Raw genomic sequence first — 12,632 nt, 5'->3', positions numbered from 1 at the left:
GCATGTTCGATCTGAACCTGATGTTTTTTGCCGTGGCGATCCCGGCGGTGATATTTGCGGGGATTTCCAAGGGCGGTTTCGGCTCGGGCGTGGCTTTTGCGTCCTCGTCGATTCTGGCGCTGATCCTCGAGCCGGGGCAGGCGCTTGCCCTGATGCTGCCGATCCTGATGGTGATCGATGTGGCCACCCTGGGGCCCTACTGGAAACGCTGGAGCTGGCCGGATTCGCGCCTGTTGATTCTGGGTGGCGTGCCGGGCGTGGCGCTGGGCGCATGGCTCTATCGCGCCACCGATGACGACCTGCTGCGGCTACTGATCGGCGGGATCTCCGTCGGGTTCGTGATCTGGCACGTCGCGCAAACCCGGGGCTGGATGCGCGGCTTTGCCAACCGGCTGCCGCCTACGGCAGGTCTGACAGCCGGTCTGGTCGCAGGCTTCACCAGCTTTGTCAGCCACGCCGGCGGCCCGCCCGCCGCCGTCTATCTTCTGTCACAGCGCCTGTCGAAGACCGAGTTTCAGGCCTCGACCGTTCTGGTGTTCTGGGTGATCAACGTCGCCAAGTTCGTCCCCTATGCTTTTCTCGGCCTGTTCACCTGGCATACCGCGCTGGCGGACCTTCTGCTGGCACCCTTCGCCATTCTTGGCGCCTGGCTGGGCGTCCGGGCGCACTGGATGATGTCCGAGCGCCTGTTCTTTGGCATCGCCTACGTCCTGCTGACCCTGACCGGAACCAAGCTGATCTGGGATGCACTAACCTGACGGGTCAGATCTTGTCACCTTTTGGCGGCAGCGCATCCGCCAGCGCCTCATAGGATTGACCCGCCGCCACCATGCACGCCATGCCGTCAGGCAAGGTGACAATGATGGTCCAACTGCCGGTTTCGTCCGACGCGTAGATCTCCATCACCGCGCCTTGGCGGGCAATTCCGATGCCTTTTCGCGTTTCGCCGAATGTGGCCGCCAACCGCTCGGTTACGTCCGGACGCGGGGCGCAGGTGCCCGGCCGGGCAAAGACCTGCTGCGCGGCGGCGACCATGATCATCAGACCCAATGTCATCCTCAGAACCGTCATCCTCATATCCGACCTCTTTGCTGAAAGACCTCAAAGGCTGACGGCAGAGGCGTGAAATCCGGTTAAACCGCCGAGCGTTGCGTGCCGATGCTGCGCTGCGGCGATTTTTGCCTTGAACTTTCCGGTAAAAAATGCCCCATTCCGCGCAACATTATTTCTTTGGGAGAAGACAGATGGACCCGCGCCAGCGTCCCTATCGTTCCGTTCTTTATATCCCCGGTTCGAAAGAACGGGCGCTGGACAAGGCGCGCACTCTGCCTGTGGATGCGATTATTTTCGATCTGGAGGATGCGGTTGCAGCAGACGAAAAGGACAATGCGCGCGAAACGCTGAAAGGTGCTCTGGCCCAAGGCGGTTACGGCAACAGGGTCCGGATCGTGCGAATCAACGGTCTGGACACCGAATGGGGCCGCGCCGATGCCGAGGCCGTGCGCGACATGGACGCAGACGTCGTGCTGCTGCCCAAGGTCAACTCTGCCGCAGATGTGGACGCGCTGGCGGCCATCACCGGCGATCTGCCAATCTGGGCGATGATGGAAACCCCGCGCGGCATGCTGAACGCGGCTGAAATCGCGGCGCATCCCCTGATGGCCGGATTTGTCATGGGAACCAACGATCTGGCCAAGGAACTGCAAACCCGGTTCCGCCCGGACCGCCTGCCTCTGATGACCTCATTGGGCCTGTGCCTGCTGGCCGCCAAGGCCGAGGGCCTCATTATCGTCGACGGCGTCTACAACGCCTTCAAGGACAATGACGGGTTGGCCGCCGAATGCGCGCAGGGTCGCGACATGGGCTTTGACGGCAAGACGCTGATCCATCCGGCGCAGGTCGACGTCACCAATGCGGCCTACGCGCCATCGGACGCCGAGATCGATCTGGCCCGTCGTCAGATCACCGCGTTTGAAGAGGTCGAGGCCCAGGGTCAGGGGGTTGCTGTCGTCGATGGGAAGATTGTTGAAAACCTTCACGTTGTAACCGCACGAGAAATTCTGGCAAAAGCAGAGGCAATATTGGCTTTGCAAGCGGGGTAGCCGGCAATGGGTTTTCTTCTTCTGATTCTTGGTGTGGCGCTTTGGTGGGCGGCGCATCTGTTCAAACGCGTCCGTCCGGAACAGCGCGCCGCCATGGGCGAAAAGGGCAAGGGCGCGGTGGCATTGGCGCTGCTGGTGTCGGTCCTGCTGATGATTTTCGGCTACCGCATGACCGATTTCATCCATGTGTGGTCGCCGCCGACCTTCATGATCCACATCAACAACCTGTTGGTCCTGATCGCGATTTTCATGATGAGCCCCGCAGGAACCAAGGGAAAGCTGCTCAACGGCATGCGCCACCCCATGCTGGCCGGGTTCAAGACATGGGCCTTCGCGCACCTGCTGGTAAACGGTGATCTGGCGTCGATCATCCTGTTCGGCGGGCTTCTGGCCTGGGCTGTAGTCGAGGTGATCGTGATCAACCGGTCCGAGCCTGAATGGACGCCCGGCGAACCCGGCACTTATGGCAAGGACGCGATGTTCTTTGTGGCCTCGATTGTTCTGCTGGGCGTCATCGGTTACATCCACGGGCTGGTCGGCCCCTCACCTTTCCCCTCGTAAGGAGCTGACAATATGGCATTGCTCTACCGTCTCCTGACCGAGGAAGACACGTCAGCCTTCTGCCACAAGGTTTCGGACGCGCTGGCCAAAGGGTGGGAATTGCACGGATCGCCGTCCTATGCATTCGATCCGGCCGGCAACGTCATGCGCTGCGCGCAGGCCGTGACCAAGGAGGTTGCGGCCGACTATTCACCTGACATGAAACTGGGACAGCAATAATGGCAAAGACAAATCCGGGTAATTTCTTCGAGGATTATTCGGTCGGGCAGGTTCTGCATCACGCGGTGCCCCGCACCGTCACGACCGGCGAGCGTGCACTGTATCACGCGCTTTATCCCGCGCGGCACGCGCTTTACTCCTCGGATGAATTTGCCCGGAATTGCGGCCTGCCGCAAAGTCCGATTGACGATCTGGCCGCCTTTCACGTCGTGTTCGGCAAAACGGTCCCCGACATCTCGCTGAACGCGGTGGCCAATCTGGGCTATGCCGAGGGCCGCTGGCTGCAACCGGTCTATCCCGGCGATACGCTTCGGTCGGAATCCGAGGTGATCGGGCTCAAGCAGAACTCGAACGGCAAGACCGGTGTGGTTTGGGTGCGTACCCGCGGGCTGAACCAGCGCGACGAAGTTGTGATCGAGTATGTCCGCTGGGTCATGGTGCGCAAAGCGAACCCCGATGCCCCTGCGCCGGAAACGGTTGTTCCGGATCTGAAAAAAGTGCTGGACCCGCAAGATCTGGTGGTGCCGCAGGGCCTCGATTTCTCGAAATATGACTTTGTACAATCCGGCGAATCCCACCGCTGGGATGCGTATAAAACAGGCGAAACCATCGATCACGTCGATGGCGTGACCGTGGAAGAGGCCGAGCATATGCTGGCCACTCGCCTGTGGCAGAACACCGCCAAGGTTCATTTCGATCTGACCTTCCGACCCGAAGGACGTCTGATCTATGGCGGCCACGTCATCTCGATGGCACGTGCGCTGTCGTTCAACGGGCTGGCAAACGCGCAGATGATCGTCGGCCTGAACGGTGGTGCCCACGCCAATCCGTGCTTTGCCGGCGACACGATCAAGGCGTGGAGCGAGGTTCTGGACAAGGCTGAAACCGGCACGCCCGGCATTGGTGCCATCCGTCTGCGACTGGTGGCGACCAAGGGGGGTGAACCGTTTGGGTTGAAAAACAATGACGGAAAATACCTGCCGGACGTTCTTTTGGATCTGGACTACTGGGCCCTGATGCCGATCTGACAGATTACATTCATTTGAACGCAGATCGCGCCAACCATGCTAATCTGCGTTCATGTCTTGGCTTCGCAATATTCTGGCCTGCCTCTGCTTTGCCCCTCCGGCAGCCGCGTGCGATCTGGCGCTGGCACTGGCGGTTGATGTGTCCGGATCGGTCGACGCGCAGGAGTTCCGTATTCAGATGGATGGCCTGTCTGCTGGATTGCGCGACCCCATTGTGTCCGAGGCACTTGTCAGGGGACAGGCGCAACTGATGCTTGTCCAGTGGACTGGGTCCTCGCGTCAGAGGATCACGATCCCCTGGACCCGCATCGACAGCTTCGAAGCGCTCGACCGGTTTTCCCAACAGGTTTCTGATGATCCAAGGGTATGGCGCAACTTTTCCACGGCGATTGGCGAGGCACTGGAGATGACGGTTCCCAGCTTTGACGAGGTTGCGGACTGCAAACGACGCCTGATCGACATTTCCGGGGACGGGATTTCGAACGAAGGGGTTGAACCCTCGCAGCTCCATGCGGTTCTGCGCAGCCGGGGCATCACCGTAAACGCCATCGCAATCGAAGAAAGCGAGCCGGATCTGACCGCCTATTTCTTTGAGAATGTCATTGTCGGCGAGGGCGCATTTGTCGTCTCGGCGGCTGGATTTGACGATTACCCGGAGCGTATCCGCAAGAAACTGCTGCGCGAAGTGACGCAGCAGACGGCGGGCTTGCGACAGAGCAGATGAGATTCGTGATCACATTGCTTTGCCGTTGAAAACGCTAACATAGGCGGCGCAATATGTGATTTGTGATCACGAGAATATTTACCGTGATCACATATAAACTTTATCTGCGATTTTGGGCTGAATATGCGGCTTTTTGCATTCGCAGCACGTGACAGACCCTCAAAAAACGGTAAAACCTTCGGTAGCCAACCGAAAAGGAGCCGCCATGGCCGATGTTAATCGGGGCAACCGCCCGCTTTCTCCGCATCTGTCGATTTATCGTCCGCAGCTGACGTCGGTCACGTCGATCCTGACGCGCATCACCGGCAACGCCATGATTGTGGCCGCTTTGCTGATCGTCTGGTGGTTCCTGGCCGCTGCCACATCGCCCGAAGCATTCGAACGGGCCAACTGGTGGCTGACCTCGGTTCTGGGCGATCTGATCATGGCCTTTTCGTTGCTGGGCCTGTGGTATCACCTGCTGGCGGGCGTGCGCCATCTTATCTGGGACAACGCTGTGGGGTTGGACATTCCAACCGCCTACAAGCTGGGTTGGGCCGTGGTGATCGGTTCCGTTGTACTGACCGTTCTGACCCTTTTGATCGTCGGATAATTAGGAGGCCCTCATGCGTTATCTTACCGACCGCAAGCGTGCGATTGGCCTGGGCTCTGCCAAGTCCGGCACGGCTCATTTCTGGGCGATGAAGGTCAGCTCGGTTGCTTTGCTGATCCTTGTGCCACTTTTCATTTTCACTTTTGGACCGATATTGGGGCAACCGTTTGACGTGGTGCTCGACTACTATGCGCGCCCGTTCCCGGCCATTGTCGCCGCGCTGACCCTGGCGGTCGGTTTCAAGCACTTCGCCGACGGCGCGCAGGTGATGATCGAGGACTACGTGCATGGCACGATGAAAAAGGTCCTGATCATCCTGACAATCTGCCTGTCCTACGCCGCTGCCGCCGCTGGCATCTTTGCCATTGCGCGCATCGCCCTGTAACACCCCGGAGCTGAACGAAATGGCTGCATACGAATACGAAACACACGAATATGACGTGGTCGTTGTCGGCGCTGGCGGGGCCGGTTTGCGCGCCACGCTGGGCATGGCCGAGCAGGGGCTTCGCACAGCCTGCGTAACCAAGGTTTTCCCGACCCGTTCGCACACGGTTGCCGCGCAGGGCGGTATTGCCGCGTCGCTGGCCAATATGGGCCCCGACAACTGGCAATGGCACATGTACGACACCGTCAAAGGCTCGGACTGGCTGGGTGATACCGACGCGATGGAATATCTTGCGCGCGAGGCTCCCAAGGCGGTCTATGAACTGGAGCATTACGGCGTGCCGTTCAGCCGGACCGAAGAGGGTAAGATCTATCAGCGTCCCTTTGGCGGTCACACTACCGAGTTCGGCGAAGGCCCCGCAGTGCAGCGCACTTGCGCGGCGGCTGACCGAACCGGTCACGCAATTCTGCACACGCTTTACGGGCAATCGCTGAAGAACAACGCCGAATTCTACATCGAGTATTTCGCCATCGACCTGATCATGTCCGAAGACGGGCAGTGTCAGGGTGTCGTCTGCTGGAAGCTGGACGACGGCACGATGCACGTCTTCAATGCCAAGATGGTTGTGCTGGCCACGGGTGGTTACGGCCGCGCCTATTTCAGCGCCACCTCGGCCCACACCTGCACCGGTGACGGTGGCGGCATGGTGGCCCGTGCCGGTCTGGCGCTGCAGGATATGGAGTTCGTTCAGTTCCACCCAACCGGCATCTATGGGTCCGGCTGCCTGATCACCGAAGGTGCACGGGGCGAGGGCGGATACCTGACCAACTCGGAAGGCGAACGGTTCATGGAGCGCTATGCGCCCCAGTACAAGGACCTTGCGCCACGTGACTATGTCTCGCGTTCGATGACCATGGAGATCCGCGAAGGACGCGGTGTTGGCAAGGACGGGGATCACATTCACCTGAACCTGAGCCACCTGCCGGCAGAAGCGTTGGCCGAACGTCTGCCGGGCATTTCGGAAAGCGCAAAGATCTTTGCCGGCGTTGACGTCACCAAGGAACCGATTCCGGTACTGCCGACCGTGCACTACAACATGGGCGGCATTCCAACGAACTATTGGGGCGAGGTTCTGAACCCGACCGCCGAAGACCCGACCGCCGTGGTTCCGGGCCTGATGGCCGTGGGTGAGGCAGGATGTGCCTCGGTGCATGGTGCGAACCGTCTGGGGTCGAACTCGCTTATCGACCTGGTGGTCTTTGGCCGTGCGGCAGCGATCCGCGCCGGTAAGGTGGTGGACGCAGATGCGGCGAATCCTGTTTTGAATCAGGCGTCGGTCGACAAGGCCTTCGACAGGTTTGACGCTGTGCGCAATGCCGATGGTGCAATCCCGACCGCTGATCTGCGGCTCGAGATGCAGCGGACCATGCAGGCCGATGCAGCCGTGTTCCGGACTGCAAAGACCATGGCGGAAGGCGTCGAAAAGATGACCGCGATCGCGGCCAAGATGGACGACCTGAAAGTCACCGACCGCAGCCTGGTCTGGAACAGCGACCTGATGGAATCGCTGGAGCTGACAAACCTGATGCCCAGCGCGCTGGCCACCATCGTCGGCGCCGAAGCCCGCAAGGAATCGCGCGGCGCCCATGCCCATGAAGACTTCACCGAACGCGATGACAAAAACTGGCGCGTTCACACCGTCAGCCGTGTCGAGGGCAACAAGGTCGATCTCAGCTATCGCCCCGTTATTGTCGATCCGCTGACGACCGAAGATCAAGGTGGCATAAACCTGAAGAAAATCGCGCCCAAGGCGCGGACGTTCTGAGGGTTCGGGGCAAGGTAAAACTCTGAGGTTTTGATTGCATGCGTTGTCGGAGAAAACGTCGGAATGGCTAAGCAACACCAAAAAGGTTTCCACCTTGCTGATGGGCTTGACTATCTGGAATTCCTCCGGCGTCTGCACTTGAATCTGAAACCGGAATGGTATTTCGAGGTTGGAACCCAGACAGGTGCCAGTCTGCGTTTGAGCGATGCGAAATCCATATCGGTCGATCCCAGTTTCGCGGTGCGACACGAACTGATCGGTGCAAAACCCGAGCTGTATCTGTTCCAGCAAACCAGCGACGAATTTTTTGCTGAAAACCGACTTGCCGTTCTTGGGGTCACCGTCGATCTGGCGTTCCTTGACGGTATGCATTTGATGGAATTCCTGCTGCGCGACTTCATCAACACCGAGCGGTACTGTTCCGCGGATAGCGTGATCGTGATGCACGATTGCGTCCCCTGGAACAGCGCCATCACGGCCCGCCAGCGTGGTCAGGGTCCGACCAGCGACTGGACGGGTGATGTATGGAAAATCGTTCCTATTCTTCAGGCGTATCGTCCGGACCTGGAGCTTGAGATTGTCGATTGCGCACCGACGGGTCTCGTAATCGTCACGGGCCTTGATCCGGACAGCAACGTGCTGTCCGACGCATATGACGAAATACTGGCCAGGTTTAAGGATACCGATATCGAAGAATACGGTGTCGAGCGATATTTCGATGCAGTCGATATTGTTCCCGCCGAACAAAGCCGGTGGCTTTCTGCATGTCCAAGGCTGTTGCCCGCAGATTGGAAGCGAAATCCGGATGTATCCATCAAAGTAGCCGCACCCAACCGTGAGACGCTGACAGCCTGGGGAGACTATTACTTTGCCCTCGGCCTGGCCAAGGCATTTTCTCGGCTGGGGTACAAAACAACGATCGATCCGGCAGATGAATGGTACAGGAATTCGAAACCCGGTGGGATTGATCTTGTGCTGCGGGGGCGAGCGAATTTCGGGAGGCAACCCGGTCGGAAATGTCTTTATTGGGCGATCTCGAAGGGGATTCGAAAGATAAACTACGACGAGGCCGACCATGTATTCTGGGCATCCGGGCTGATGTATGCTGCCGCTTTGGAAAGCGAGATGGCAGAGAAATCGTCTCTGTTGCCTCAAGGGTTCGATTCACACACCATGCACCCTCGTGAAAATCTTCGCGGAGACGGGATCGTTTTCGTCGGCAGAAGCCGCGCAGGATTTGAGCGCGTTTCCGTCGGGTACGCTGCCCGCTCTGAACGCGACCTGAACATCTGGGGACCGGGTTGGAAGGCCAGCGAATATGCTGAGTTCGTACGCGGTGATCGAGTTGAAAACAGCCGCCTGTCCGAAGTCTATTCGCAAGCAGACATTGTGCTGAATGATCATACTCCGCAGATGAAGGAGAATGGCCAGGCGTCCAATCGTATATTCGACACACTGGCTTGTGGCTCAGTGCCTCTTTCCGACGACGTCGGATGGTTGCCCGAAGATCTGCGTGAGTATGTATATTTGTTTGACGACGAAGAAAGCTTTGGTAAAGCCATTGAAGCTGCGTCATCTGAAACCGATGCAAAACGCCGTAAGCGCCTGAAATTTGCCAGCCACATGCGCGAGACTCATTCGTTTGAGGCCAGAGTCCGAACTATTCTGGAAGTGGTCGAAACACTTCCTGTTGAAGGCGAACATGAAACCGCAGCGGAGGTCAGCCAGTGAAAAAAGCTTGTCTCGTCTGTGGTGGACCTGAACGCCGCTATCCCGCGCTGAACAAGTGCGGACCTGAACTGCCGATGCCCTGCCGGAGAGTCCAAAAATGGTTCAATTAACGCTTCCCAAGAATTCCCGTATCACCACGGGCAAAACCTGGCCCAAGCCGGAAGGCGCCACCAACGCGCGCAAATTCCAGATATATCGCTGGAATTCGGATGACGGACAGAACCCGCGCGTGGATACATATTTCGTTGATATGGATGACTGTGGTCCGATGGTTCTGGATGCGCTGATCTACATCAAGAACAAGATTGACCCGACCCTGACGTTCCGCCGGTCCTGCCGTGAAGGCATCTGCGGTTCCTGCGCAATGAATATCGACGGGATCAACACGCTGGCCTGTATCTATGGCATGGACGAGATCAAGGGCGACGTGAAGATCTATCCTCTGCCGCATATGCCGGTGGTCAAGGATCTGATCCCCGACCTGACGCATTTCTACGCGCAACACGCCTCCATCATGCCGTGGCTGGAAACCAAGACCAACCGCCCGGCGAAAGAGTGGAAGCAATCCATCGAGGATCGCAAGAAACTGGATGGCCTTTACGAATGTGTGATGTGTGCCAGCTGCTCGACGTCCTGCCCCAGCTACTGGTGGAACGGTGATCGTTACCTCGGCCCCGCCGCTCTGCTGCACGCCTATCGGTGGATCATCGACAGCCGGGATGAGGCCACGGGCGAGCGCCTGGATGATTTGGAAGATCCGTTCAAGCTGTACCGCTGCCATACGATCATGAACTGCGCCAAGACTTGCCCCAAGGGGCTTAATCCGGCCAAGGCTATTGCCGAGATCAAGAAAATGATGGTTGAGCGCGCCGTTTAATCGAAACACGACAATATGTGCTTGCCGCCTTGCGGCAAGCGCATTGCCCGTCTGCAAAATTGTATGATGCAGCGGTGACCCTGCAGCTATATCTTTGCGACAGGGAGGAGTGACAGGATCTAACGGGATCACTCCGATGAAAAAATCTAAAGAAAACAAAAAGATCAACGCGTCCGAAGCGCTGGAAATTCTGGATCAGGCCTGGGCCTATTACACGCCTGAACCTGTGCTGCGGCTGGCTGAGGGTGAGCCTGAGTTGTTCGAATACGCAAACGCAGCTTGATGCGTGCGGCAAGGGCAACGCTCTTGAAATTCACCGACAGATGAGCAAAGCAGAACCATGCCAGTTCTTCTGCTTTTGCTCGCTGCGGGTGTATTTGCCTATTTCTTTTGGAGGTCGCGCCATTCGTCTCTGACCCGGGATTGCCGGTGGCGTCAGCATCTGAAAGAGGGCACGTGGTCCTGCGCTTTTTGTGGGGCCGTTGTCCAAACAAATGATCAGCCCACGCAATGCCTGAGGAATCAGACCTAGCCGGAACGCCGAGGCTTTTCAGGTCAGGCGATATGAGGCACTCTGGCCAAAAAGCTGGATGGACTGTTGATGGCTCTGCCCCCTGATGATGCTGCGGCCCGCCGGGCGATAAAACCGGTGATCTGTTATCCCAATGACACTTTGCCCATGCCTGATCTTGCGCTGTACCAGCGCGCCCGCAGGGATGCGATCAAGACGGATGAGGTGTTGGTGCCCCCGCGCGACGCCCGGTGTTTCGAGGTGCCGGCGGGTCACTTCTTTCGCATCACCTCTGTCGAAGGGCCGCAGGTCGGCGATCTGAATATATGGAATCTCAACGACTTATCGGAACGATTCTATTCCGGAAAGTCCCGCGCCCTGCATGGCACGCATCTGACAGTCGGAGAGCGGATGTGGTCAAGCTTTCCCAACTTGCGCCCGCTGGCCACGATTGTCGAAGACACGCTGGACTGGTACGGGATCGACGAATTTGGCGGGTCCGTGCATGATGTGATTGGAACCCGGTGTGATCCTTACACCGGAAACCTGTTGTCGGGGACGCAATACCACCATTGCTGCCACTCCAATCTGACCCGCGCACTGGCGGACCATCTGGGAATTGAGATGTCCGAGGCTGAGCAGGCAGTTCACGACGTCCTTAACGTTTTCATGTGCACCGGATTCACGCGAGATACCGGTCAGTATTTCATGAAGGCGTCACCCGTCCGTCCGGGCGATTACCTGGAGTTCTTTGCCGAGATCGACCTGTTAGGCAATCTGAGCGCATGTCCGGGCGGGGATTGTTCATCCGTGCATTCTTCGGATACCGCAACCTGCCATCCGTTGCTGGTTGAAGTCTTTGCCCCGTTGGACGGTGCGCTGGACGGCTGGGTAAGCCCTGATCCGAACGGGTATGACCGATCGCATGGGCGTTAGCCTGACGGGGCAATAAGGGGCGAAAGGATCGCCCCTAGTTTGGTCACGTTGCGTCCGGGAACGCGGCCAGCAATGCGATTTCGACCATGTCGCCAAAGCTGCTTTCACGTTCTGACGACGGCAGCGCCTCGCCGGTCAGCAGATGGTCTGAGACGGTCAGAACCGCCAGCGCCCGGCATTTGTGGCGGGCGGCCAGAATATAAAGCTCTGCGGCTTCCATCTCGACGCCGAGAATACCGTGCCGGACCATCTGTTCATTCAGATCCGGACGCTCATCGTAGAATACGTCCGACGAATAGATGCCGCCGACATGCGTGGTCGTGCCCTTGGCTTGCGCGGCGCTGGCTGCGGCCTGCAACAACCTCCAATCGGCGCAGGGGGCAAAATTCAGTTCTTTCATGATCCCGCGCGAAGGCGTGCTGAGCGTGGTCGAGGTCATGGCCAGAATAACGTCACGGATATTGACGCTGTCCTGCATTCCACCGCACGAGCCGATGCGGATCAGGGTTTTCGCGCCATAATCACGGATCAGTTCATTGACGTAAATTGACAGGGACGGCATTCCCATACCGCTGCCCTGAATGGTTACAGGATTTCCCTTCCAGGTGCCGGTAAAGCCCAGCATTCCGCGCACGTCATTGATTTTTCTGACATCCGTCAGAAACGTTTCCGCCGCCCATTTTGCCCGATACGGATCACCGGGCAAAAGAACGGTTTCAGCGATTTCACCTTTTTCAGCGCCGATATGAATAGTCATTTTCCGGCCAGCCCTGTCAGATTTCCAGATCTGCGATATCCGCGCCCGATTTCAGCGCGTCATGTACCCATTGCGGTTTGCGACCGCGGCCAGACCAGGTCTGTTCGGGTGCGGCCGGATTGCGGTATTTTGCCTTAGCTTTTGAGCCTTTGGGTCCACGCGGCGCGTCGCTCGACAACTCGGCCAGTGAAAACCCAAATTCGGCTGCCGCTTGTTCCGCCGCTTTCAAGGCGTTTTGGCGCTCGCGTTTTTCCGCTGTTTTAAGTGCCTTTTCGATCTGATCGCGCAATTCCAACAGGTCCTTGCGGGGCATATTGTCCAGATTGATCCCCATTATTTCTCTCCCATTCATTTATTTTACCAAAGGCCAATTGGCCTTTCGCA

General features: G+C 58.1%; 16 protein-coding genes. 13 read left to right on the top strand and 3 right to left on the bottom strand.

Features of this window, described 5'->3' with window-relative positions:
* Positions 1-2: 2 nt before the first annotated feature.
* Complete coding sequence (locus tag ACR0J8_RS02060) at positions 3-758, top strand: sulfite exporter TauE/SafE family protein (RefSeq protein WP_480522883.1); 756 nt, start codon at positions 3-5, stop codon at positions 756-758.
* A 4-nt stretch (positions 759-762) separates the two neighbouring features.
* Here ACR0J8_RS02060 and ACR0J8_RS02055 read toward each other — a convergent pair whose 3' ends face one another.
* The gene (locus ACR0J8_RS02055; protein ID WP_480522884.1) at positions 763-1,077 is read right to left on the bottom strand and encodes a hypothetical protein; all 315 of its coding nucleotides are present in this window, start codon (positions 1,075-1,077) and stop codon (positions 763-765) included.
* A 167-nt stretch (positions 1,078-1,244) separates the two neighbouring features.
* Between ACR0J8_RS02055 and ACR0J8_RS02050 the strand changes: the two genes are divergently transcribed.
* The 12 genes from ACR0J8_RS02050 (at position 1,245) to ACR0J8_RS01995 (ending at position 11,491) form a co-directional block, all read left to right on the top strand.
* Positions 1,245-2,102 (top strand): HpcH/HpaI aldolase/citrate lyase family protein, encoded by an 858-nt coding sequence (locus ACR0J8_RS02050; RefSeq protein WP_170679705.1) that lies wholly within the window; start codon positions 1,245-1,247, stop codon positions 2,100-2,102.
* 6 nt (positions 2,103-2,108) lie between these two features.
* Positions 2,109-2,663 carry an NnrU family protein gene (locus ACR0J8_RS02045; RefSeq protein WP_321249260.1) on the top strand — a complete coding sequence of 185 codons (555 nt, stop codon included), beginning with the start codon at positions 2,109-2,111 and terminating at the stop codon, positions 2,661-2,663.
* A 12-nt stretch (positions 2,664-2,675) separates the two neighbouring features.
* A complete protein-coding gene (locus ACR0J8_RS02040; protein ID WP_170679708.1) occupies positions 2,676-2,882 on the top strand; it encodes a DUF1737 domain-containing protein in 207 nt (68 codons plus the stop codon).
* Positions 2,882-3,910 carry a MaoC family dehydratase gene (locus ACR0J8_RS02035; RefSeq protein ID WP_480888814.1) on the top strand — a complete coding sequence of 343 codons (1,029 nt, stop codon included), beginning with the start codon at positions 2,882-2,884 and terminating at the stop codon, positions 3,908-3,910. Before ACR0J8_RS02040 ends, ACR0J8_RS02035 begins: the two co-directional genes overlap by 1 nt.
* Positions 3,911-3,962: 52 nt before the next feature.
* Entirely contained in the window at positions 3,963-4,634 is a 672-nt protein-coding gene (locus tag ACR0J8_RS02030) for a DUF1194 domain-containing protein (RefSeq protein ID WP_480522886.1), read from the top strand.
* 205 nt (positions 4,635-4,839) lie between these two features.
* The gene (gene sdhC, locus ACR0J8_RS02025; RefSeq protein ID WP_170614411.1) at positions 4,840-5,226 is read left to right on the top strand and encodes a succinate dehydrogenase, cytochrome b556 subunit; all 387 of its coding nucleotides are present in this window, start codon (positions 4,840-4,842) and stop codon (positions 5,224-5,226) included.
* A 13-nt stretch (positions 5,227-5,239) separates the two neighbouring features.
* Positions 5,240-5,611: a succinate dehydrogenase, hydrophobic membrane anchor protein gene (gene sdhD / locus ACR0J8_RS02020; protein ID WP_170614412.1), complete on the top strand. Its 372-nt coding sequence runs from the start codon at positions 5,240-5,242 to the stop codon at positions 5,609-5,611.
* 19 nt (positions 5,612-5,630) lie between these two features.
* A complete protein-coding gene (gene sdhA, locus ACR0J8_RS02015; RefSeq protein WP_170614413.1) occupies positions 5,631-7,436 on the top strand; it encodes a succinate dehydrogenase flavoprotein subunit in 1,806 nt (601 codons plus the stop codon).
* Positions 7,437-7,499: 63 nt separating this feature from the next.
* Positions 7,500-9,167: a glycosyltransferase family protein gene (locus ACR0J8_RS02010; RefSeq protein WP_480888813.1), complete on the top strand. Its 1,668-nt coding sequence runs from the start codon at positions 7,500-7,502 to the stop codon at positions 9,165-9,167.
* Positions 9,168-9,264: 97 nt separating this feature from the next.
* Positions 9,265-10,044, top strand: a complete 780-nt coding sequence (locus ACR0J8_RS02005) for a succinate dehydrogenase iron-sulfur subunit (RefSeq protein ID WP_480522888.1) — start codon at positions 9,265-9,267, stop codon at positions 10,042-10,044.
* 136 nt (positions 10,045-10,180) lie between these two features.
* Positions 10,181-10,327 carry a hypothetical protein gene (locus ACR0J8_RS02000; protein WP_170614418.1) on the top strand — a complete coding sequence of 49 codons (147 nt, stop codon included), beginning with the start codon at positions 10,181-10,183 and terminating at the stop codon, positions 10,325-10,327.
* A gap of 318 nt (positions 10,328-10,645) precedes the next feature.
* The gene (locus ACR0J8_RS01995; RefSeq protein WP_480522889.1) at positions 10,646-11,491 is read left to right on the top strand and encodes an urea carboxylase-associated family protein; all 846 of its coding nucleotides are present in this window, start codon (positions 10,646-10,648) and stop codon (positions 11,489-11,491) included.
* A 43-nt stretch (positions 11,492-11,534) separates the two neighbouring features.
* Here the strand turns inward: ACR0J8_RS01995 and deoD are convergent, their stop codons facing one another.
* Together deoD and ACR0J8_RS01985 are read right to left on the bottom strand one after the other, a co-directional pair.
* A complete protein-coding gene (gene deoD, locus ACR0J8_RS01990; RefSeq protein WP_480522890.1) occupies positions 11,535-12,248 on the bottom strand; it encodes a purine-nucleoside phosphorylase in 714 nt (237 codons plus the stop codon).
* Positions 12,249-12,264: 16 nt separating this feature from the next.
* A complete protein-coding gene (locus ACR0J8_RS01985; protein WP_480522891.1) occupies positions 12,265-12,582 on the bottom strand; it encodes an H-NS histone family protein in 318 nt (105 codons plus the stop codon).
* Positions 12,583-12,632 lie beyond the last annotated feature (50 nt).

The organism is Ruegeria sp. N11 (assembly GCF_056531525.1).
The sequence above is the reverse complement of the archived record's forward strand: the minus strand, read 5'-3'. Positions and strand labels throughout refer to the sequence as shown.

Bases quoted from the DNA above. Each gene is read 5' to 3' on its own strand.
- ACR0J8_RS02060 (WP_480522883.1), top strand. From the start codon at position 3: ATGTTCGATCTGAACCTGATGTTTTTTGCCGTGGCGATCCCGGCGGTG.
- ACR0J8_RS02055 (WP_480522884.1), bottom strand. From the start codon at position 1,077: ATGAGGATGACGGTTCTGAGGATGACATTGGGTCTGATGATCATGGTC.
- ACR0J8_RS02050 (WP_170679705.1), top strand. From the start codon at position 1,245: ATGGACCCGCGCCAGCGTCCCTATCGTTCCGTTCTTTATATCCCCGGT.
- ACR0J8_RS02045 (WP_321249260.1), top strand. From the start codon at position 2,109: ATGGGTTTTCTTCTTCTGATTCTTGGTGTGGCGCTTTGGTGGGCGGCG.
- ACR0J8_RS02040 (WP_170679708.1), top strand. From the start codon at position 2,676: ATGGCATTGCTCTACCGTCTCCTGACCGAGGAAGACACGTCAGCCTTC.
- ACR0J8_RS02035 (WP_480888814.1), top strand. From the start codon at position 2,882: ATGGCAAAGACAAATCCGGGTAATTTCTTCGAGGATTATTCGGTCGGG.
- ACR0J8_RS02030 (WP_480522886.1), top strand. From the start codon at position 3,963: ATGTCTTGGCTTCGCAATATTCTGGCCTGCCTCTGCTTTGCCCCTCCG.
- sdhC (WP_170614411.1), top strand. From the start codon at position 4,840: ATGGCCGATGTTAATCGGGGCAACCGCCCGCTTTCTCCGCATCTGTCG.
- sdhD (WP_170614412.1), top strand. From the start codon at position 5,240: ATGCGTTATCTTACCGACCGCAAGCGTGCGATTGGCCTGGGCTCTGCC.
- sdhA (WP_170614413.1), top strand. From the start codon at position 5,631: ATGGCTGCATACGAATACGAAACACACGAATATGACGTGGTCGTTGTC.
- ACR0J8_RS02010 (WP_480888813.1), top strand. From the start codon at position 7,500: ATGGCTAAGCAACACCAAAAAGGTTTCCACCTTGCTGATGGGCTTGAC.
- ACR0J8_RS02005 (WP_480522888.1), top strand. From the start codon at position 9,265: ATGGTTCAATTAACGCTTCCCAAGAATTCCCGTATCACCACGGGCAAA.
- ACR0J8_RS02000 (WP_170614418.1), top strand. From the start codon at position 10,181: ATGAAAAAATCTAAAGAAAACAAAAAGATCAACGCGTCCGAAGCGCTG.
- ACR0J8_RS01995 (WP_480522889.1), top strand. From the start codon at position 10,646: ATGGCTCTGCCCCCTGATGATGCTGCGGCCCGCCGGGCGATAAAACCG.
- deoD (WP_480522890.1), bottom strand. From the start codon at position 12,248: ATGACTATTCATATCGGCGCTGAAAAAGGTGAAATCGCTGAAACCGTT.
- ACR0J8_RS01985 (WP_480522891.1), bottom strand. From the start codon at position 12,582: ATGGGGATCAATCTGGACAATATGCCCCGCAAGGACCTGTTGGAATTG.